General features: G+C 66.0%; 13 protein-coding genes and 2 riboswitches. Of the genes, 6 read left to right on the top strand and 7 right to left on the bottom strand.

The genetic code is table 11. The annotated features are described in order from the left end of the window. Positions 1-5: 5 nt before the first annotated feature. The 5 genes from galU to QWL29_RS03160 form a co-directional block, all read right to left on the bottom strand. Complete coding sequence (gene galU, locus QWL29_RS03180; protein WP_305821440.1) at positions 6-881, bottom strand: UTP--glucose-1-phosphate uridylyltransferase GalU; 876 nt, start codon at positions 879-881, stop codon at positions 6-8. A gap of 35 nt (positions 882-916) precedes the next feature. Continuing rightward, positions 917-3,277, bottom strand: coding sequence for an NAD-dependent DNA ligase LigA (gene ligA / locus QWL29_RS03175; RefSeq protein ID WP_305821439.1), 2,361 nt, complete (start codon positions 3,275-3,277; stop codon positions 917-919). A 7-nt stretch (positions 3,278-3,284) separates the two neighbouring features. Continuing rightward, positions 3,285-4,478 carry a cell division protein ZipA C-terminal FtsZ-binding domain-containing protein gene (locus QWL29_RS03170; protein ID WP_305821438.1) on the bottom strand — a complete coding sequence of 398 codons (1,194 nt, stop codon included), beginning with the start codon at positions 4,476-4,478 and terminating at the stop codon, positions 3,285-3,287. Then, positions 4,475-7,999, bottom strand: coding sequence for a chromosome segregation protein SMC (smc, locus tag QWL29_RS03165; RefSeq protein WP_305821437.1), 3,525 nt, complete (start codon positions 7,997-7,999; stop codon positions 4,475-4,477). The genes QWL29_RS03170 and smc overlap by 4 nt, the downstream gene beginning before the upstream one ends. Before the next feature lie 122 nt (positions 8,000-8,121). Further along, complete coding sequence (locus QWL29_RS03160) at positions 8,122-8,496, bottom strand: hypothetical protein (protein WP_305821436.1); 375 nt, start codon at positions 8,494-8,496, stop codon at positions 8,122-8,124. 408 nt (positions 8,497-8,904) lie between these two features. Here QWL29_RS03160 and QWL29_RS03155 point away from each other — a divergent pair, with 408 nt between their 5' ends. Continuing rightward, a complete protein-coding gene (locus QWL29_RS03155; protein WP_305821435.1) occupies positions 8,905-9,225 on the top strand; it encodes a hypothetical protein in 321 nt (106 codons plus the stop codon). Positions 9,226-9,283: 58 nt separating this feature from the next. Here the strand turns inward: QWL29_RS03155 and QWL29_RS03150 are convergent, their stop codons facing one another. Beyond that, positions 9,284-11,893 carry a DUF1631 family protein gene (locus tag QWL29_RS03150; RefSeq protein WP_305821434.1) on the bottom strand — a complete coding sequence of 870 codons (2,610 nt, stop codon included), beginning with the start codon at positions 11,891-11,893 and terminating at the stop codon, positions 9,284-9,286. A gap of 247 nt (positions 11,894-12,140) precedes the next feature. On the opposite strand from QWL29_RS03150, the gene QWL29_RS03145 reads away from it, so the two are divergent. Both QWL29_RS03145 and QWL29_RS03140 read left to right on the top strand, forming a co-directional pair. Further along, positions 12,141-13,463, top strand: coding sequence for a methyl-accepting chemotaxis protein (locus QWL29_RS03145; protein WP_308634822.1), 1,323 nt, complete (start codon positions 12,141-12,143; stop codon positions 13,461-13,463). A 199-nt stretch (positions 13,464-13,662) separates the two neighbouring features. Further along, positions 13,663-14,007 (top strand): hypothetical protein, encoded by a 345-nt coding sequence (locus tag QWL29_RS03140; protein ID WP_305821432.1) that lies wholly within the window; start codon positions 13,663-13,665, stop codon positions 14,005-14,007. Positions 14,008-14,234: 227 nt separating this feature from the next. Here QWL29_RS03140 and QWL29_RS03135 read toward each other — a convergent pair whose 3' ends face one another. Beyond that, positions 14,235-14,795, bottom strand: a complete 561-nt coding sequence (locus QWL29_RS03135; RefSeq protein ID WP_305821431.1) for an ATP-dependent Clp protease proteolytic subunit — start codon at positions 14,793-14,795, stop codon at positions 14,235-14,237. A gap of 128 nt (positions 14,796-14,923) precedes the next feature. Then, positions 14,924-15,009: riboswitch (glycine riboswitch) on the top strand. Between the two features lie 16 nt (positions 15,010-15,025). Beyond that, positions 15,026-15,120: riboswitch (glycine riboswitch) on the top strand. A gap of 65 nt (positions 15,121-15,185) precedes the next feature. Between QWL29_RS03135 and gcvT the strand changes: the two genes are divergently transcribed. The 3 genes from gcvT (at position 15,186) to gcvP (ending at position 19,751) form a co-directional block, all read left to right on the top strand. Further along, positions 15,186-16,316, top strand: coding sequence for a glycine cleavage system aminomethyltransferase GcvT (gene gcvT / locus QWL29_RS03130; protein ID WP_305821430.1), 1,131 nt, complete (start codon positions 15,186-15,188; stop codon positions 16,314-16,316). Between the two features lie 53 nt (positions 16,317-16,369). Next, positions 16,370-16,750, top strand: coding sequence for a glycine cleavage system protein GcvH (gcvH, locus tag QWL29_RS03125; protein WP_305821429.1), 381 nt, complete (start codon positions 16,370-16,372; stop codon positions 16,748-16,750). A 118-nt stretch (positions 16,751-16,868) separates the two neighbouring features. Beyond that, entirely contained in the window at positions 16,869-19,751 is a 2,883-nt protein-coding gene (gene gcvP, locus QWL29_RS03120) for an aminomethyl-transferring glycine dehydrogenase (RefSeq protein ID WP_305821428.1), read from the top strand. Positions 19,752-20,018: the final 267 nt, after the last annotated feature.

Below are 20,018 nucleotides of genomic sequence, written 5' to 3'. Positions count from 1 at the left end.
TTCACTTATCCCTTCAATTGGTCCAGGAATGCGCGGAAGCCGGCGGCGGTTTCCGGGTGCTTCAGGCCGATGGCGGCGGTGGCCTGCAGGTAGCCGAGCTTGGAGCCGCAGTCGTAGCGCTGGCCGGCGTAGCGGTAGGCCAGCACGCGCTCGGCCTGCATCAGCGCGGCGATGCCGTCGGTGAGCTGGATTTCGCCGCCGCTGCCCACCCCCAGGTCCTGCAGGTGGTCGAAGATGGCGCCGCTCAGCACGTAGCGGCCGACCACGGCCAGGGTCGACGGCGCTTCTTCCGGTTTCGGCTTCTCGACGATGCCCGACACCAGTTCCAGATCGGGCCGGTAAGGCGCGGCGCTGACGATGCCGTACTGGCGCGTGTTTGCGCGCGGTACGTCCTGCACCGCCAGCAGGCTGCATTGCTCGGCCTCGTACAGTGCCGTCATCTGCGCCAGCACCGGCGTGCCGCCGTCGGCATCCATGAAGTCGTCGGCCAGCAGCACGGCAAACGGTTCGTTGCCGACCACCGGGCGCGCGCACAGCACCGCGTGGCCCAGGCCCAGCGGCGCCGACTGGCGGATGTAGATGCAGGTGACGTTCTTCGGGATCACCTTGCGCACCACGTCGAGCAGCTCGTGCTTGTTGTGCGCCTCGAGCTCGGATTCGAGTTCGTAGGCCTTGTCGAAATGGTCCTCGATGGCGCGCTTGTTACGGCCGGTGATGAAGATCATTTCCTCGATACCGGCAGCCACCGCCTCCTCCACTGCATACTGGATCAGGGGCTTGTCGACGACTGGCAGCATCTCCTTCGGCTGCGCCTTGGTGGCGGGAAGGAAGCGGCTGCCAAGCCCAGCGACAGGAAAGACGGCCTTGCGGATGTGCGTCATGAATGATGTCCTCTATTACTATTGTTGGTATTGTTTCAGCGAGCGCTTTCCGAACCCAGCAGCGCCAGCAGGCCCGCTTCGTCGAGCACGGCCAGGCCCAGCACCTCCGCCTTTTCCAGCTTGCTGCCGGCCTCGGCGCCCGCCACCACGTACGAGGTCTTCTTCGACACCGAACCGGAGACCTTGCCGCCGGCCGCCTCGATCAGCGCGCCGGCCGCATCGCGCGACATGGTCGGCAGCGTGCCGGTCAGGACAAAGGTCTTGCCCACCAGCGCGCCTTGCGGCGCCTCGGCTTCCTCGGGCAGTGCCTCCAGCAGCTCGCGCCGCAGCGCCGACAGCGTCATCAGCGCCTGGCGGTTGGCCTCGACCGCCATCCAGGCGTCGAGCGAGACCACCAGTGCTTCGGGCAGGCCGAACACGCCGAACACCTTGAGGAAGGCCAGGTCTTCCAGTGTACGGCCCTCCAGCAGCTGGCGGGCGCGCGGTTCGGTGAGCCTGGGGATGCCGAGCGCGGCCAGCAGCTGGACTTCGTCCAGGCGTTCGCGCAGCGCCGCCTTCGGCGCGTGTTCGCCGGTAGGCGCCACGCCGGTTGCCAGCAGGGCGTTCAGCGCGATCTGGTTCTTTTCTTCGGCGAAGAAGTCGGCAATCGACTCGGCCACGGTGCCGCCGATGTCGGGCAGCACGCGCAGCAGCGCGGCCGGCGCGCGGCGCACCAGGGCCAGCGAGCCGAGCCAGTCGGCCAGGGTCTTGGCGGTGGACTCGCCCACATGGCGGATGCCGAGCGCGAACAGCAGGCGCTCCAGCGGCGGGTGCTTGCTGGCGGCGATCGCGGCGAGCAGGTTGTCGGCCCACTTGGTCGCAACCTTGCCCTGCTTGACTGTCTCGGGGGTCGTGCCGTCGCGCTCGTCCGCCGCGCGCTTCATCTGCAGCAGATCCTCCAGCGTGAGCGTGTAGAGGTCGGCCACGCCGTGGATCAAATTGCACTCGACCAGGCTGTCGATGTAGCGGTCGCCCAGGCCCTCGATGTCCATCATGCGGCGGCCAGCGAAGTGGCGGATCGCTTCCTTGCGCTGGGCTGCGCAGGTCAGGCCGCCCGAGCAGCGCGCCACGGCCTCGCCTTCTTCGCGCACCACGTGCGAGCCGCACACCGGGCACTGCGTCGGCAGCGTGTAGACCGGCGGTTCCGGCACCGGACGGCGTTCCAGCACCACCGACAGCACTTCCGGAATCACGTCGCCGGCGCGGCGCACGATGACCGTGTCGCCGATGCGCACGTCCTTGCGCCGCACTTCGTCTTCGTTGTGCAGGGTGGCGTTGGTGACGGTCACGCCGCCCACCGACACCGGCACCAGGCGCGCCACCGGGGTAATCGCGCCGGTTCGTCCCACCTGCACGTCGATGGCGGAGACGATTGTCAGCGCTTCCTCGGCCGGGAATTTATGGGCCAGCGCAAAGCGCGGCGCGCGCGAGACGAAGCCTAGTGCGCGCTGGTCTTCCAGGCGGTCGACCTTGTACACCACGCCGTCGATTTCGTAGGGCAGCGTCGGGCGCTTGTCGCCAATGTCACGGTAATAGTCGAGCAGGCCGGCGCTGCCTTTCACCACGGCGCGTTCCTTCGACACCGGCAAACCGAGCCGGTCGAACCAGTCCAGCACCTGCGAGTGCGATGCCGGCATCTCGGCACCTTCCAGCAGCCCGATGCCGTAGGCGAAGAAACGCAGCTTGCGCTGGGCCGTGATGCGCGCGTCGAGCTGGCGCAGGCTGCCTGCGGCCGCGTTGCGCGGATTGGCGAATTCCTTCTGGCCGGCCTCACGCTGGCGTTCGTTCAGCTTGTCGAAGTCCGCCTTGAACATCAGCACTTCGCCGCGTACTTCGAGCACGGCGGGAATGTCGTCGCCATGCAGGCGCAGCGGAATCACGCGCACGGTGCGGATATTCGCCGTCACGTCTTCGCCGGTGTAGCCGTCGCCGCGCGTGGCGGCCTGCACGAAGACGCCGTTCTCGTAGCGCAGGCTCATGGCCAGGCCGTCGAACTTCAGTTCGGCGGCGTAGTCGACGGCGCCCGCGCTCGCGCTCAGGTCCAGGCCTTCGCGCACGCGGCGGTCGAAGTTGTCCACGTCCTCGTCCTGGAAGCCGTTGTTCAGCGAAAGCATCGGCACCGCATGCGTCACCTGCTTGAACTCGGGGATCGGTGCGCCGCCCACGCGCGAAGTCGGGGTGTCGTTCGACACCGCTTCCGGGTGTGCGGCTTCGAGTGCCTGCAGCTCGCGGAACAGCTTGTCGTACTCGGCGTCGGGAATCGTCGGCGCGTCGAGCACGTGGTAGTTGTAGATGTGGCGGTTCAGTTCCTCAACCAGCCAGGCCATGCGCTCCAGGTAGTCCTGCGCTTCGCTCATGCCCGCCTCAGCTGAACAGGCGCAGCGCGCGGGTGGAGCCGGCCGGGATGTCCGAGGCCTCCATCTCCTGGTAGAACTCCTTCACCTGGCCGGCGATTTCTTCCAGGCTGGCGTCGAGCAGCGGCTGCTCGAAGTCGTCGACGATCGTCGCGTCCAGGCGCCCCACCAGGTCTTTCGCGCACCGGACCATGGCGCCGAAGCCGTCGCGGTCAGGGGCCACGCGCGGCACGTCGAGCAGCAGGGTCAGGCGGTCGGTATTCTCGGCGCCCATGTTGACGTTGGTCGAGAGCGTGAACAGCACGCCGCCATGGCCGTCGGGCATGGCGAAGCGGCCATCCGGACGCACGTCGAAGCCGGCCTTTTCCAGCGCGCCGATCAGGGTGCTCATCGGCCAGGCGGGGCCGTTCGACTTCAGGTTCACGCCCAGCTGGGCGTCATGGCCGGCAACGAACTTGTGCAGGGTACGCGCTTCGCTCATCACTTCGATCATGTCCGGCACGGCCGGCTCGGCGCCGATCTCGTCGGCCACCGCGCGCAGGCGCGTGACCAGTTCCGAGTATTCGAGTTCGTTCAGGGCCGTGGTGCGGGTGGCCATCTGCACGCCCGCCTGCAGCTCGGTGTACACGCCGCCGTGCACGATCGGTTCCCAGTCGCCGCTGACGGCCAGGCCGATGAAGTGGATCGGCTTGTTGCCGACCCGGCGCAATTTGAGCAGCGAAGGCAGGATCTTGTCGCCGCGCGCCGCGCCTTCCAGCGCCAGCGGGATCATGCAGTCGATCAGCGGGTCGACCAGGCTCTCGGCCACTTCGGCCGGCGCTGGACCGGCGGTCTCGCCGGGCGGAGCGACGCCGGCCAGCGGCGCCAGCGGATCGGCCGTGGCAGAAGCGGCGGTGGAGGCTGCAGCAACCGTGCCGGCGGCGCCGGCCACGCTGCCACCCACAGCGCCCAGGTCCGGCGCGGCGTTCGTTGGCGCGCCGAAGCTCGGCTCCATCGCCTCGGCGCCGGGCATGCCGACGTCGAGCACCGGTTCCTGGCGATCGACGCCGACCGCACCGCTGCGCATCAGGACGTCGTCATGGTCGGAAGCAAAGGCACGCTCGACGGTTTTTCTCGCCTTGTACTCCTGCCACTTGTTGTAGGTGATGACGCCAACGACGAATACGCCGCCAGCCGCGATCAGGCTCATTTGGAAGTCTGTCATGCTGCTTGTGCCTCTTGTGCGAAGTGGGCGGCGGACTCCATGTCCACCGCCACGATGCGCGATACGCCCTGCTCCTGCATCGTCACACCGATCAGTTGATTGGCCATCTCCATGGCGATCTTGTTATGGGAGATGAAAAGAAATTGGGTATGTTCCGACATGCGCTTGACCATGCGGCAGAAGCGCTCGGTGTTCGAATCGTCCAGCGGCGCGTCGACCTCGTCCAGCAGGCAGAACGGCGCCGGATTCAGGCGGAACATCGAAAACACCAGCGCCGTCGCGGTCAGCGCCTTCTCGCCGCCCGACAGCAAATGAATCGTCGCGTTCTTCTTGCCCGGCGGCTGGGCCATGACCTGCACGCCGGCGTCGAGGATCTCGTCGCCGGTCATCACCAGGCGTGCCTGGCCGCCGCCGAACAGGATCGGGAACAGCTCCGAGAAATGCGTGTTCACACGCTCGAAGGTGTCTTGCAGCAGGTCACGCGTTTCCTTGTCGATGCGGCGAATCGCATCTTCCAGCGTGGCGATCGCCTCGTTCAGGTCCGCGTTCTGCGCATCGAGGAAGCGCTTGCGTTCGGTGGCCGTGGCCAGTTCGTCCACCGCGGCCAGGTTCACCGCGCCCAGCGCCGAAATCGCATTCGTCAAACGCGTGACTTCACCCTGCAGGTACTGGGGTTTCAGCTCGGGATTGAGCTTCTCGCTCAATTGCGCTTCGTCGGCGCCGGTGGCGGCCAGCGCTTCGGCGAACTGCTCCTGGTTCAGGCGCGCGGCCTGTTCCTTCAGCTGCATTTCGGTGATGCGGTCGCGCTGCGGCTGCAAACCGCGCTCGTTACCCATGCGTGATTCTTCCGCGTGGCGCAGTTGCTGGGCCACCTGGTCGAGCTCATGGCGGGCGTCGGCCAGCGCGCGCTCCTGGGCGGTGCGGCGTTCCAGCAGTTCCTGCAAGCCTTCGTGGGCAGTGCCGGATTCGAGCGCCGTCAGTTCGGACTGGCCGTTCGCCAGGCTTTCCGCCACCTGGGCCGCCTGCTGCCGGGCGGTGGCGATGCTGCGCCGCAGTTCCTCGATCTTCGCGCGGGCGGTTTTCTCGGCGAACAGCGCTTCCTGGGCGCCCCGTTCGAGGTCGCGCAATTTGTCGCGCGCCTCGGCCAGCGCCGCTTCGCGCTGCAGGAACAGGGTCTGGCCATCTTCATGCTTGCCCTGGAGTTCGGCCAGTTCCATGTCGAGCACTTCGAACTGCTCTTCGGCTTCCGCCTTGACCTGCTGCTGCTCGGCTTCCTGGGCGCCGATCTCGCTCAAATCGAGGTCGATCTGGTGGCTGCGCTGGTTGAAGCGCGCCTCGACTTCGCTCTGGCGCACCACCTCGATCTGCAGCGCGTGGACCTCGCGCGTGAGCGTGCCGACGCGCGTGCGCGCATCCTGCAAACGGCGCTGCAAGTCGGTGACGGCGGCGTCGGCGCGGGTGGCGCGGCTCCGCGCTTCGTCCAGCAGCAGGGCTTGTGCACGCAGCTGTTTTGCCGTGTTGTCGATGTCGTGCTGGCGGCCGAGCATGCCGTCCTGCTCGGCGTCGGGTGCGAAGAAACGCACGCTCGACGACGACACCATGTGGCCCTGGCGCGTGACGAAAGCACCGCCCTGCGGCAGGCGCGATCGCTCGGCAAAGGCGCTGGCCGCATCCTCGGCCACGAACACCAGGTGCAGCCAGTCGTTCAGCACGCCGCGCAGGCCGGGGTCGTTCAGTTTCAGCAGGTTGGCGAAGGGCTTCAGGCCCGGGGCCTCGGCAGCGGCGGGCGCGCCTGGCGCCGGCGAATACAGGGCCAGGCGCGCCGGCGGCGCATCGGCGAGAAAAGCCTTGGCCCAGTCGATGTTCGATACCTCCAGGGCGCCGGTGCGTTCGCGCAGTACGGCTTCCAGCGCGGTCTCCCAGCCCTCTTCCACCTGCACCTGCTGCCACAGGCGCGGCAGGCCGCCCAGCTCGTGCTTCTGCAGCCAGGGCGCTACCTTGCCCTGGGTTTGCACCCGTTCCTGCATCTGCTTCAGCGCCGACAGACGCGCTTCGAGCTTGGCGTTCGCGCCTGACTCCTGCTGGACCTGGGCGTGCGCGTCGCGGCGCTCGGTTTCCACCGCTTCCTGGCGTTCGCCCGCTTCTTCCTGCAGCATTGATTGTTCTTCAAGCGTTAGCTGCTTTTCCTCGAGCTGCATGCGCAGGTTGGCCAGGTGGCTGCTGTCCGGCGGGCTGAGGGCGTTCTTTTCCGCCTGCAGGCGCTCGCGCCGCACGGCCAGGCCGTTCAGGATATTGGAGGCGTTGCGGCCATGCGCGGCAGCCAGCTCGATGCGCTGCTGGATCTGCATGATGCGCGCGCGCGATTCCTCGGCCTTGCGCTGGGCTTCGCGCCAGGCGGTGTCGAGTTCGGGCAGGCGTTCGCCGGCCGCTTCCACCGCGATCTGCGCGCCTTCCGCGCGCGCGGCCAGTTCCTCGACGTTGAAGCTGGCTTCCTCGATCTGCTCTTCGTATTCACCGGCCTGCGCCAGCCACCCATCGCGTTGGGCGGCGAGCGTGCCGAGCTGGTTCTGCAAGCGCGTGCGCGACTCGATCACGAACTTGATCTGCGCTTCCAGGCTGCCGATTTCCGAGTTGGTGGCGTACAGCGCTCCCTGCGCCGTGTGCAGGCGGTCGCCCACGGCGAAGTGATGCTGGCGCAGGTGTTCGAGTTCGAGCTCGACGTTACGCAGCTTGGCGGTCTGCTCTTCCAGGCTGGTCTGCGCTTCTTCCATCTCGCGGAACCAGCGCTTCTGTTCGGCTTCGGCTTCGTTCTTGCGCAGCAGCCAGAGCAGCTTCTGCTTTTCTTCCTGGTCGCTTTGCAGCTGGTGGAAGCGGTTGGCGACGGCGGCTTGCGCCTCGAGCTTTTCCAGGTTCGCGTTCAGTTCGCGCAGGATGTCTTCCACGCGCAGCAGGTTTTCGCGCGTATCGGATAAACGGTTTTCGGTCTCGCGGCGCCGTTCCTTGTACTTCGAGACGCCCGCCGCTTCCTCCAGGAAGACGCGCAATTCTTCCGGGCGCGACTCGATGATGCGCGCGATCATGCCCTGGCCGATGATGGCGTAGGCGCGCGGGCCGAGGCCGGTGCCCAGGAAGATGTCCTGGATGTCGCGCCGGCGTACCGGCTGGCTGTTGATGTAATAGGTCGAGGTGCCGTCGCGCGTGAGCGTGCGCTTGACCGCGATCTCGGCGTACTGGCCCCACTGGCCGGCAGCCTTGCCCAGGCTGTTGTCGAACACGAGTTCCACCGAGGCCCGGCCCGAAGGCTTGCGGTGGGTCGAGCCATTGAAGATTACGTCCTGCATCGACTCGCCGCGCAGTTCCGACGCTTTCGATTCGCCCAGCACCCAGCGTACGGCATCGATGATGTTCGACTTGCCGCATCCATTCGGGCCAACCACGCCGACCAGTTGCCCAGGTACCTGGAAATTGGTGGGATCGACGAAAGACTTGAATCCCGACAATTTAATTGAAGATAGTCGCACCGTGCTTCGGCTATTCGGGAATCGATGAAAGCCGCATCATACCATTTGTTGCTTGCTTTTCGGCCAAGTTTGCGGCATGTGCGAAACGGCGGAAAGCGAGCCGTCCGGGCAACGTTGCCGGATCAGCCTGGGCCCTGGAAATTGCGGTACAGGGCGATGGCCGCAACCGTCGCCAGCAAGAGCAGTTTCAGGCATGCGATCACCCTGGCGCGGCGCGGAGCGGAACGCCCCGGGCGGATCGCCGCCAGGGCAGCCTCGCGGTCGTCCGGATGCAGGTAGCACTCGTCGAGACTGCGGAAGGTCTCGAAGTCGTCGTTGCGCACGCGCGCACCGAGCAGGCGCGCCAGTTCGATCATCGCTTCCAGCAGGCGCTCGTCGGGATTGCGCGCCCACAACGCGTCGGGTTCGCACACGATGCATTCGCGCGCGTCGTCCAGGGCAGGCATGACGATGTGCCCGCCTTCGCTGCCTGGCAGGAAAGCCAGCTTGCCGCCCATGCTGGCGAGGGCACGCTCGATTTCGGGGGCGATGGATCGGTATGGTTGTGCCGGACAGGGTGCGCAGGATGCGAACGTGATGGCCCATGGTCTTCTCGGACGGAATCGGGAGAGGATTGTAGCAGGGAGCAAACAGGCGAATGCCGTGCCCGATGGGCTGAATACGCCAGGCGCTCGCTGCACTGCAAGTCATCGACGCTGCTGCCGTCTCGCGTCGTTCCAGTTCAGCGGCTTCAAACCTGCTGGCAACAACAAGTTCCTTTGCGCAATGCCTGTGGTGGGCGCAGCGCGGGATGAGCAGGCTCGTCATTCCCTATTCCATGCAGCCTTGAAGGTCCGGACCGCTTCGTCGCCGAAATCGGCACCTGGGAACCAGCGCGCCTGGCAACATGCAATTATGTATTCGCCGTGTCCAGCATGATGACGGCGGAACTGGCCTATCCGGAGCTTGCTGCCGATTTCAGCCTTGGCGCCGAGGTCAGATACGTCTTTTATCTGGGCAGACCTGCGGTCGAGATCGAGAAGAGCGAGACGCAGGAGTACGCCATGCTCGGCGTGATCGACGGCGATGCCTTGCGCTATCACAACAGGAAGGACAAGACAGGCGGTTTCGAGAAAGCGATCAACGATGTTGTCAAGCGCGCCCTTGCGCGCTATCCGCGGCCGCCCGGCATCTCGCCCGACGCCAAGGTGCATCTTGGCATGGGCTTCTTCATCAACCATCGATAGTTGTACTGGCTGCGGCCGCCTGGAGAATGCTACGGGCCGGCGCCTGATCCGGCGTTCGCTAGCCAGCCGCGCGCTTCGGCCCCGGATCGTTGACGGCTTCCTGCATCGCTTCGGTCAGCACGCGGCCGACCACGCCTTCGACGGCCAGCACGCGGATGCTGCCGCAGCGCACCGCTTCGACCAGCTTTTCCGCCGGCAGCGAGAACGATTCCTGGCGCGCGGCACCGGAGAAGATGAAGAGCGTGCGCAGCGGGCTGACCCAGGCCAGCTTGACCTTGCGCACACTGCCGTCACGCTCCCTGAACTCCAGGCGCATGCCGCGCTCCAACTCATCGACAGTGCTGATTGCCGCTTCTTTCGGCGCAGTGCCGTCGCGTGTCTGCTCCGCTAGCGCGCGTTGCTCTTGCTCGCGCTCCTTCTCGATGCTGGCCTGCTCCAGGGCGATGCGGCGCAGTGCATCCTGCTGGGCCGCCTCCACCGCCAGCTCCAGCTGGCGCTCGGGCGAGAGTTCAATCGGCGCGCGCACGATCTGCAAGTGGCATTCGGCCAGCTCGGCAAAGAATTGCAAGCGGTCCGCATCCTGCCACTTGATGGCGTCCAGCCACTTGTTCAGGGCGGTCAGCAGCGGCGGCAGCTTGGCGATCAGGGCCTTGCGCTGTTCCTGGGTCGCCTTTGGTTTCACGGTCCAGATCAGTTCGTCCATGGTCTGGGTGGCGTTCTCCACGGCGCCGGGGCGTTCCTCGTCGATCATGTAGGCAAAGGTCAGCACGTCGACCCAGCGCTTGTCGAGGAAGGCCGACACCGTGGCCACCAGTTCGCCGTCGCCCAGACGCAGCGCCACGGCGTTGCGCGCCGAGCGGCCAGCCACGGTCTGTTTTTCGAGTTTGGTTGCCCGCGCGATCGGCTGGGCAATGGCGGCTTCGGCGGCGCGCTCCTCGGCGGCCAGCTGGGCTTCGACCTCGGCCACCGCCTCGGCAAAGGCTTGCGGCTCGGCGCCGGGTTCGCCGCCAGTGCGGCCGATGCGGTCGACGCCGCGGCGCATCGCCTGCAGCACCGGGTCGTCCGGCGCCTGGCGCTGCTCCCAGCCCATGCGCGACAGCAGGTCGATCATGCGCCGCGCCGGGTGCGTTTCTTCGAAGAAGAAGTTTTGGTCGAGCAAGGCGGCTTTCAGCACTGGTACTTGCAGGAAGCGGATCAGTTCGCGCGTTTCGAGCGGAATGTTGTCGTCAAGCAGAACCGTTTCGAAGATGCGCGACAGCAGATCAAGCGTGTTTTCCTCGCCGCGCGACAGGCTGCCCTGGGGCAGGCTTTGCTTCAGGCGCGGCAGGTAGAACACCTGGTGCGGGACGCTGGCGGGGTTGCCGGCCTGCGCCGTACTCGCCGGGTCCACGCTGCCGACTGCGGGCAAGCCCGGCTGCAAGGAGGCGAGCAGGTCGAGCAACGAGGCCGGCGCGGCCCCGGCAGCCGGGATCCCGGCCAGCGTCGCGCCCCCGATGCTGGCGGCGTGCACGCCGGCTGGCGCCGACACGAAGCCGGGCGCCGCCGGCGTGCCTGGGCCGGCAAGCGGGACCACGAAGCCAGCGACAGCGGCGCCGCCGTCGACGGCTGGCATGGCCAGTCCGGCCTGGACGAACGGCACGCCAACAGCAGCGCCGGCCGGCGCCATCGACGCCACGCCCTGCCCGGCCGATACCGGCACGCCGCTTTGCGCCTGGCCCGCCGGTGCGCCCAACTGTGCGCCCATTTGTACGCCCGTGGTCCCGGCATTCGCGCCGGCCTGCGGCGGCACCGAGGCGCCTGCCTCCTGCGGAACGGCAGGCACGGCCATCGCAAAGCCCAGCGCCGAACTCGGGCGCCAGCCGCTGCCCTGGGGCATGTTCGGCAGCTCGGGAATCAGCGGCTCGCCGTCGGCGCCGCCCAGCAGGTTGCGCAATTGCTGGGCCAGCGCGGCGTCCATGCCCGAGCGCCTGCTGCGGGCGGCGTCCGTAGTCTTGCTGATATGGAAACGTTCACGCGCCTGCTTGTTGCGCGCGCGCAGTTCCTTGTCGGCCGCGTCCAGCAGCTCACCGAGGTCGAGGAAGAGATCCGGCCTCAGCAACGGCAGCAGCAAATCGTGGGAAGCGGCATCCGGCTCGAAGGCGCACCAGGCTTCGTGGACGGCGGTCAGGAACAGGTCCGGGCGTAGCGGATTCTGCGCGGGGCGCAGCACGTCGCGCCCGAGCAGCAGGCCAAGGCGCACGCAGATGCTGGCCAGCACTTCGGAATGGGCGATCTCGAAGGGCCGGCACAGCGCGCCAAAGGCGACCTTGCTGTCCATGACCTCGATCGGCACCAGGCTCAGCGAATCGAGATCGGCATCGGGCTTGCTGGCCGGCGCCAGTTCCTCGGCCGCGGCGTCGAGATGGCGTGCCAGCGCTTCGCCCGCCAAGTGGATGAAGGCGTAGGAATTGGTTTTGAGCAGGTTGCCGGCGCGGGTGCGGCGGTAGGCGGACTGGGCGTCGTCGCCGGCCGTGGTCAGGTCGAGCAGGACGCTCACCAGGCGCGCGACCATGCCGCCCAGCTGCTCGCCGGCGCCGCGCGCCGCATTGCGGGCGAGTTCGGCCACGACCTCGCGCGCTGGCGTTGCGGGTTGGATTTTGCTGGATGTCTCGGTGGTAGCTTGAGCCATGGTGTTGATTCCTTCGGCGTGGGGGCGCCGCTCCTGCCATTGTTGCACATTATTGCCACATGGCAATAGCCCATTTACATATTTCCCGCCGTTGTAGACGCCTCCTGTGGCGTCCTGCGTTGCTTGCGGCCGCGAATATCTTAACGGCAGGTTTTCTGTTGAGCTTGAACAAATTCAGCGCATTTCCTTTCCATAACATTGCTAGGTTCCTCCTTCCGCCATCTCCCCTATTTATCCAGGAGCGCCCATGAAGACCATTCGCCAGCTCGACAGCAGAATCAAGATCCACCTCGCCTTTGCCCTGTTCTTTCTCTTGTATGCGCTTGAAATTGTCCAGCTGGGCGCACAGGACGGGCGCCCGCTCCTGCACCTGGGTGTGCTGGGTCCGCTCGGCCTGGGTCTGGGCCTGGCGCTCGGTTTTTCCAGCTGGCTGGCCAGCGACGCGCAGCGCACCCTGCGCGTCGCTGGCGCCCTGGCGCAGCGCCTGGTTGATGGCGACCTGCGCGTGCGTGCCGACTCGCCGCAGCACGGCGAAGCCGGCAAGCTGATGGCGGCCATGGCTGCGCTGGCGCTGAAACTCGCCGGCGTGGTGAAGGAGGTGCGCGCCGGCGCCGAAGGCATCGGTACAGGTACCGGAGAAATTGCCACCGGCAATATGGACCTGTCGGCGCGGACCGAGCAGCAGGCCGCCTCGCTGGAGGAAACGGCCTCGTCGATGGAGGAATTGACGGCGACCGTGCGCCAGAACGCCGACCATGCGCACGAAGCGAACCGGCTGGCGGTGTCGGCGTCGGAAGTGGCGGTCAAGGGCGGCCAGGTGGTGGCGGACGTGGTCGGCACCATGGCCTCGATCAACGATTCATCGAAGCAGATCAGCGAAATCATCGGGGTCATCGACGGCATTGCCTTCCAGACGAATATCCTGGCCCTGAACGCTGCGGTGGAGGCGGCGCGCGCCGGCGAGCAGGGGCGCGGCTTTGCCGTGGTGGCTTCGGAGGTGCGCAGCCTGGCCCAGCGCTCGGCCGCGGCCGCCAAGGAAATCAAGTCCCTGATCGACGATTCGGTGGCCAAGGTCGATGCCGGCACCCAGCTGGTCGACAAGGCCGGCAAGACGATGGAGGAAGTGGTGAGCAGCGTGAAGCACGTCACCGACATCATTGCCGAAATCGCCGACGCCAGCATGGAGCAGACTGCCGGCATCGAGCAGGTGAACGGGGCGATCGCGGCGATGGACCAGGCCACCCAGCAGAACGCGGCCCTGGTCGAGGAATCGGCGGCGGCGGCCACGGCGGTACGCGAGCAGGCAACGGCGCTGGCGCGCGCAACAAGCGGCTTCGTGCTGGCGAACGACACACCCGCCCCTTCCGCTCCGGCCAGGGAAAAGCTGTTGGACAAATCCATGGCGCCTGCCCCGGCGAAGCTGGCCGCCAAGCCCCGCCTGGCGACGGCGGCGCCCCACCCTGCCCCCGGCGCCAAACCCAAAACCGGCAAATCGGCGCCAGCTGCGCCAGCAACACCAGCAGCACCACGCGCATCGGCCAAACCGGACGCCGATTGGGAAGAGTTTTAAATAAAGCGCACGAATTACATTGACGTATTTGAGGATGCGCTTATTTTGAATATGTAGGAGTTTCCCCTACACGGGCTCAGGCGGTCATCCGATACCTCTTCCACGGCATGGGTCGCATGATGGCGCTACCGAATTGACTGCTCATTGAACGCAGTAGTTTGGCGAGTGACGTATTTCTCTACATTGAAAGGAAATAATCATGGCCTCGAATCAAAACAAAGGTACGCAAGGCGGCACCCCTGAGCAACATGCGGCAGCTGGCCGCCAGAGCCACAAGAACGACGCAAACAAGCAGTCCGGTTCGGGCTCGGGTTCGCGCTCAGGCTCGACGGCGGGATCGGGAGCGGGCACCCGCGGCGGCACGCCTGAACAGCATGCCGCAGCCGGCCGCCAGAGCCACAAGAACGACGGCAACAAGCAGTCGGGCTCGGGTTCCGGTTCGCGTTCGGGCGCCAGCTCGGGCAACAGCATGCGCAGCGACGCATCCGAACAGAACCTCGAACTTGGCCGCCAGAGCAGCAAGGGCAGCAAGGGCAAGCGTTGATCCGCTGGTCCGACGCCCCTTGAAGGGCTATCAATAAAAAGCCTGGCGCAATACGGCCCAGGCTTTTTTTATTATCTGTACGAATTGAACCAATTGGCCGAAACCACCGGTTATTTGCACGATGGAGTCGCGATGCAAATAACTTATTGCCGGGTTAATTCGACTGCAAATACTATTTGCACCGCCGCCTCGATCGATTAATACAATACGGCCTTTGGCAATCGATCTCAGATATTGCGCAGGATCGCGCCTTTTGGCGGCGCAAAATCGGCCACGTCGTCGATCATGCGCGCGGTTTTCGCATCGCGCGCATTCAGGTGCAGGTCGGAATACTGGTGGATCGCCCACTGGTCCGGCGACAGCTCGATGTGACGCCGCAAGATCGACTCGGTACGCGCGTCGTCGGCGCGCAGGCCCTCGACGATGATGTTCAGCGCATCCGGACGCGAACCCGGCGAGGCCGTGGCGTGCGACTTGTGCACCATGAAACGCGCCGTGTCGCTGGCATAGCGCCGGCTGCCCGACAGGTACATGATGACGGCAATCGAGGCCACCGCCCCGCCGTTGTACATCACGAACTCGATCGGCGACTTCGACATGAAGTTGTACAGGCACAGGCCGTCGCTGACGTAGCCGCCGTTCGACTGCACCAGCACGTGGGCCGTCTCGATGCCGTCCTCGGTCATGTGGCCGACCGCCTCGAATACCCGGTGCACCATGTCGCTGTTGACGTCGCCGGACAGCGTGAACCAGGCTTCCTTGTCGTGTTTGGTTTGATCTTCGCTCATAGTCTTTTTCTACCTGCAAAGTGTGAAGCCTAGTTTAACAAATCGAGGAAAAAGCCTGCGCGCATGCCCGCCAACGGTGCGCGCCCCCTCCTTTCATTGACAGCAACGTGAGCCTCGCATATTCTCCACAGTCTTGATCGGGAGAGCGCAGTTCACGCTGCCGCCGAAGGGGCATCACCCAAAAACTCTCAGGCAAAAGGACCGGTCAGGGGACGGCGCGCACGGCGCACCGGACCAACTCTGGAGAGCGGCCAGCAACCCTGGCCCACCGAAGGGGCAGGCGGATTTCCGCTATCTCTCAGGTACCAAGGACAGAGGGGCGCGCAGCAGCGTACGGCCGTTCGAACGGCGTGCGCGGCCGCTCCCTTATATATCTGCCCAGAGGATTCCATGACGCTCCAAGCGACCCCGCTCAATTCCGCACACCGCGCCGCCGGCGCCAAGATGGTCGACTTCGGCGGCTGGGACATGCCGGTCAACTACGGTTCGCAGATCGAAGAGCACCACGCGGTGCGTACCGACGCCGGCATGTTCGACGTTTCCCACATGTGCGTGGTCGACCTTGAGGGCGCCAATGCGCGGTCCTTCCTGCGCGGCCTGCTGGCCAACAACGTCGACAAGCTGCAAGTGCCGGGCAAGGCCCTGTACTCGGCCATGCTGAACCCCGAGGGCGGCGTGATCGACGACCTGATCGTCTACTTCTTCCGCGAAGACTGGTTCCGCCTGGTCGTCAACGCCGGCACCGCCGAGAAAGACGTCGCCTGGATGCGCCAGCAAAACGACGCGACCAATAGCGGCTTGAGCATCACCCCGCGCCGCGCCGGCCTGATCGACACGGACAAAGCAATCGCCCTGGTCGCCGTGCAAGGCCCGAACGCCCGCGCCAAGGTCTGGGAAGTGCTGCCGCAGACGCAAGCCGCATCGGAAGCCATGAAGCCCTTCAATGTCGTGATCGTGCCGGACACCGCATTCGGCGAAGCGATGGTTGCGCGCACCGGCTACACCGGAGAAGACGGTTTCGAAATCGGCGTGCCGGCCACGCAAGTGGAAGCGCTGTGGAACGCCCTGGTCGCGGCAGGCGTGAAGCCGGCCGGCCTCGGCGCGCGCGACACCCTGCGCCTGGAAGCGGGCATGAATCTCTACGGCCAGGACATGGACGACAGCGTGAACCCGCTCGACGCCGGCCTGGGCTGGACGATCGACCTGGTGTCGGAACGCGACTTCATCGGCAAGGCGGCGCTGCAGGCGAAAGGCCAACAGGCGCAATTCGTCGGCCTGATCCTGCGCGAAAAGGGCGGCATCCTGCGCGCCCACCAGAAAGTCATCGCCGCATCCGGCGCAGTCGGCGAAATCACCAGCGGCACCTTCAGCCCGAGCATGCAGCAGGCGATCGCCCTGGCGCGCGTGCCGATGGACGTGCAGGTCGGCGACACCGTGCACGTCGAGATTCGCGACAAGAAGCTGGCCGCCTCGGTTGTCAAGCTGCCTTTCGTCCGCAATGGCAAGGTGCTGGCTGCCTGAAGCCGCGATTCACGATTTATAATTCCGCACCATCCCAACCAGGAGTCTTTTACATGAACATCCCAGCCGACCTGAAATACACCGAGTCCCATGAGTGGGTCCGCCTCGAAACCGACGGCACCCTGACCGTCGGCATCACCGAGTACGCGCAGGACGCACTGGGCGACATCGTGTTCGTCGAACTGCCGCAGGTCGGCAAGTCCTTCACCGCGGGCGACGACGCCGCCGTCGTGGAATCGGTGAAAGCCGCCAGCGACATCTACGCGCCGGTTTCGGGCACCGTCACCGCCGTCAACCAGCCGGTTGCCGACGCGCCGGACTCGATCAACAGCGACGCCTACGGCGCCTGGCTGTTCAAGCTGCAGCCAACCGACGCCAACGCGATCAACGGCTTGCTGGACGCCGACGCCTACGGCAAGACCACCGGCAACTGATCGTCGCCAGGGGACGGCGCGGCCGTCCCTTTTCGTATCGACACGCGCATCACGATCTCCGTCGTACCTGTTCCCTACCCCGGCGCCACCGCGCCAGCACCTTCTCTTGGCCTCTACCATGACCCGCACCAGCCTCCTTGACCTCGAAGCACGCGATTCCTTCATTCCGCGCCACATCGGCCCATCGGAATCCGAACAGGCAGCCATGCTGTCGACCCTCGGCTACGACACGCGCGAAGCGCTGATCGACGCCGTCGTTCCCGCCAACATCCGCCGCAAGGACACGCTCGACCTGGGCCAGTTCGTCCAGCCGCGCAGCGAAGAAGAAGCACTGGCGACCCTGAAAGCGCTGGCCTCGAAGAACAAGGTCATGAAATCGATGATCGGCCAGGGCTACTACGGCACCCACGTGCCGAAGGTCATCCTGCGCAACATCTTCGAAAACCCGGCCTGGTACACCGCCTACACCCCGTACCAGCCAGAGATTTCGCAAGGCCGCCTGGAAGCGATCCTGAACTTCCAGCAGATGATCACTGATATGACCGGCATGGGCATCGCCAACTCGTCGATGCTCGACGAAGGCACCGCGGCCGCCGAGGCCATGACCCTGATCCAGCGCGTCGGCAAGTCGAGCTCGAAGGTCTTCTACGTGGCCGAGGACGTGCTGCCGCAGACCCTGGAAGTGATCCGCACCCGCGCCACGCCGATCGGTGTGGAAGTGCGCAGCATCGCACCCGCCGACATCGAGAAGCTGGAAGACACCTGCTTCGGCGTGCTGCTGCAATACCCGGGCGTGAACGGCGAAGTGCGCGACTACCGCGCCGCCTGCGAACACCTGCACGCAATGGGCGCAATGGTGGTGGTCGCCGCCGACCTGCTGGCCCTGACCCTGCTGGCCGCGCCTGGCGAATGGGGCGCCGACGTGGTCGTCGGTAACAGCCAGCGCTTCGGCGTGCCGCTCGGTTTCGGCGGCCCGCACGCCGGCTACCTGGCCACCCGCGACGAGTACAAGCGCTCGATGGCCGGCCGCCTGGTGGGCGTGACCGTCGATGCGCAAGGCAACCAGGCCTACCGCCTGGCGCTGCAAACGCGCGAACAGCACATCCGCCGCGAAAAGGCGACCTCGAACATCTGCACCGCGCAGGTGCTGCTGGCCGTGATGGCCGGCATGTATGCGGTCTACCACGGTCCGCAAGGCCTGAAGCGCATCGCCCAGCGCGTGCACCGCCAGGCCGCGATCCTGGCCGCCGGCCTGCAATCGCTCGGCTTCGAGCTGGCCAACGCCACCTTCTTCGACACCCTGACCGTGCGCACGGCCGATGCCGACGCCCTGGTCGGCGCCGCCGCAGCCCGGGGCATCAACCTGCGCCGCGTCGACGGCACCCACGTCGGCATCTCGCTCGATGAGACCACGACGCGCGACGACCTGGCTGCGCTGTTCTCGATCTTCGGCAACGGCGCCCAGGTGGACCTGGACGCGCTGGATGCAGATGCCGCCGTCGCCTACCCGGCAGCCCTGGAGCGCACCAGCGCCTACCTGACCCACCCGACCTTCCACCGCTACCACGCCGAGCACGAGATGCTGCGCTACCTGCGCTCGCTGGCCGACAAGGACCTGGCGCTCGACCGCACCATGATCCCGCTCGGTTCGTGCACCATGAAGCTGAACGCGACCTCGGAAATGATCCCGGTCACCTGGCCCGAGTTCTCGAACGTCCACCCGTTCGCGCCGCAGGACCAGACGGTCGGCTACCGCGAGATGATCGACCAGCTGGAAGCCATGCTGTGCGCCGCCACCGGCTACGCCGCCATTTCGCTGCAGCCGAACGCCGGCTCGCAGGGCGAGTACGCAGGCCTGCTGGTGATCCAGAAGTACCATCAAGCGCGCGGCGAAGGCCACCGCAACGTCTGCCTGATCCCGTCGTCGGCGCACGGCACCAACCCGGCGTCGGCCAGCATGGTCGGCATGAAGGTGGTGGTCACCGCCTGCGACGAGAACGGCAACGTCGACCTGGCCGACCTGAAGGCCAAGGCCGGGCAGTACAGCCATGACCTGGCCTGCGTGATGGTCACCTACCCGTCGACCCACGGCGTGTTCGAGGAAGGCATCCGCGAGCTGTGCGAGATCGTGCATGCGCACGGCGGCCAGGTGTATGTCGACGGCGCCAACATGAACGCGATGGTCGGTGTGGCCGCGCCGGGCGCCTTCGGCGGCGACGTCAGCCACCTGAACCTGCACAAGACCTTCTGCATCCCGCACGGCGGCGGCGGCCCGGGCGTCGGCCCGATCGGCGTCGGCGCCCACCTGGCGCCGTTCCTGCCGAACCAGCTGTCGACCGGTTACGTGCGCAACGAACAAGGCATCGGCGCAGTGAGCGCGGCGGCCTACGGCTCGGCCTCGATCCTGCCGATCTCGTGGATGTACATCGCGATGATGGGCGCCGAAGGCCTCACCGCCGCGACCGAAGTCGCGATCCTGAACGCCAACTACATCGCGCGCCGCCTGGCGCCGCACTACCCGGTGCTGTACACCGGCCACGACGGCCTGGTGGCGCACGAGTGCATCATCGACCTGCGTCCGCTGCAGGACAAGACCGGCATCTCGAACGAAGACGTGGCCAAGCGCCTGATGGACTTCGGCTTCCACGCCCCGACCATGAGCTTCCCGGTGCCGGGCACGCTGATGATCGAGCCGACCGAATCGGAATCGAAGGCCGAGCTGGACCGCTTCATCGAGGCGATGATCACCATCCACGCCGAGATCGTGAAGGTCGAGCGCGGCGAGTACGACAAGATGGACAACCCGCTGAAAGGTGCGCCGCACACGGCCGAGGTGGTGACCGCCGACGACTGGCAGCACACCTATACCCGTGAAGTGGCCGCTTTCCCGGTGGCGTCGCTGCGCAAGAAGAAGTACTGGCCGCCGGTCGGCCGTGCGGACAACGTGTACGGCGACCGCAATCTGTTCTGCGGCTGCGCGCCGATCAGCGATTACGAGTGATCTGATTCGCCGTAGGTAACCGAAGCCCCGCCGCGTGCGGGGCTTTTTTATAGGTGACGTAGGGTGGGCACTCCGTGCCCACGCGGTTACGTGCGTGTCCTTTGGCCGGCGCGGCGACTACTCGCCCCGCGGCACAACCACCATTAGAAACGCCAACGAGACGCTTTTTCGAACGCCGCGGAGTCGCACGGGTTTCGATGAGACGAACGCCAACAATGATCATCGTTCCGCGTGGGCACGGGGTGCCCACCCTAATGTGATGGACTC

The sequence above is a fragment of the Massilia brevitalea genome (assembly GCF_030711405.1).
Classification (GTDB): domain Bacteria; phylum Pseudomonadota; class Gammaproteobacteria; order Burkholderiales; family Burkholderiaceae_D; genus Telluria; species Telluria brevitalea.
The sequence above is the reverse complement of the archived record's forward strand: the minus strand, read 5'-3'. Positions and strand labels throughout refer to the sequence as shown.

Excerpts from the sequence above, each read along its gene's own strand:
- galU (WP_305821440.1), bottom strand. The coding sequence starts at position 881 with ATGACGCACATCCGCAAGGCCGTCTTTCCTGTCGCTGGGCTTGGCAGC.
- ligA (WP_305821439.1), bottom strand. The coding sequence starts at position 3,277 with ATGAGCGAAGCGCAGGACTACCTGGAGCGCATGGCCTGGCTGGTTGAG.
- QWL29_RS03170 (WP_305821438.1), bottom strand. The coding sequence starts at position 4,478 with ATGACAGACTTCCAAATGAGCCTGATCGCGGCTGGCGGCGTATTCGTC.
- QWL29_RS03160 (WP_305821436.1), bottom strand. The coding sequence starts at position 8,496 with ATGGGCGGCAAGCTGGCTTTCCTGCCAGGCAGCGAAGGCGGGCACATC.
- QWL29_RS03150 (WP_305821434.1), bottom strand. The coding sequence starts at position 11,893 with ATGGCTCAAGCTACCACCGAGACATCCAGCAAAATCCAACCCGCAACG.
- QWL29_RS03145 (WP_308634822.1), top strand. The coding sequence starts at position 12,141 with ATGAAGACCATTCGCCAGCTCGACAGCAGAATCAAGATCCACCTCGCC.
- QWL29_RS03140 (WP_305821432.1), top strand. The coding sequence starts at position 13,663 with ATGGCCTCGAATCAAAACAAAGGTACGCAAGGCGGCACCCCTGAGCAA.
- QWL29_RS03135 (WP_305821431.1), bottom strand. The coding sequence starts at position 14,795 with ATGAGCGAAGATCAAACCAAACACGACAAGGAAGCCTGGTTCACGCTG.
- gcvT (WP_305821430.1), top strand. The coding sequence starts at position 15,186 with ATGACGCTCCAAGCGACCCCGCTCAATTCCGCACACCGCGCCGCCGGC.
- gcvH (WP_305821429.1), top strand. The coding sequence starts at position 16,370 with ATGAACATCCCAGCCGACCTGAAATACACCGAGTCCCATGAGTGGGTC.
- gcvP (WP_305821428.1), top strand. The coding sequence starts at position 16,869 with ATGACCCGCACCAGCCTCCTTGACCTCGAAGCACGCGATTCCTTCATT.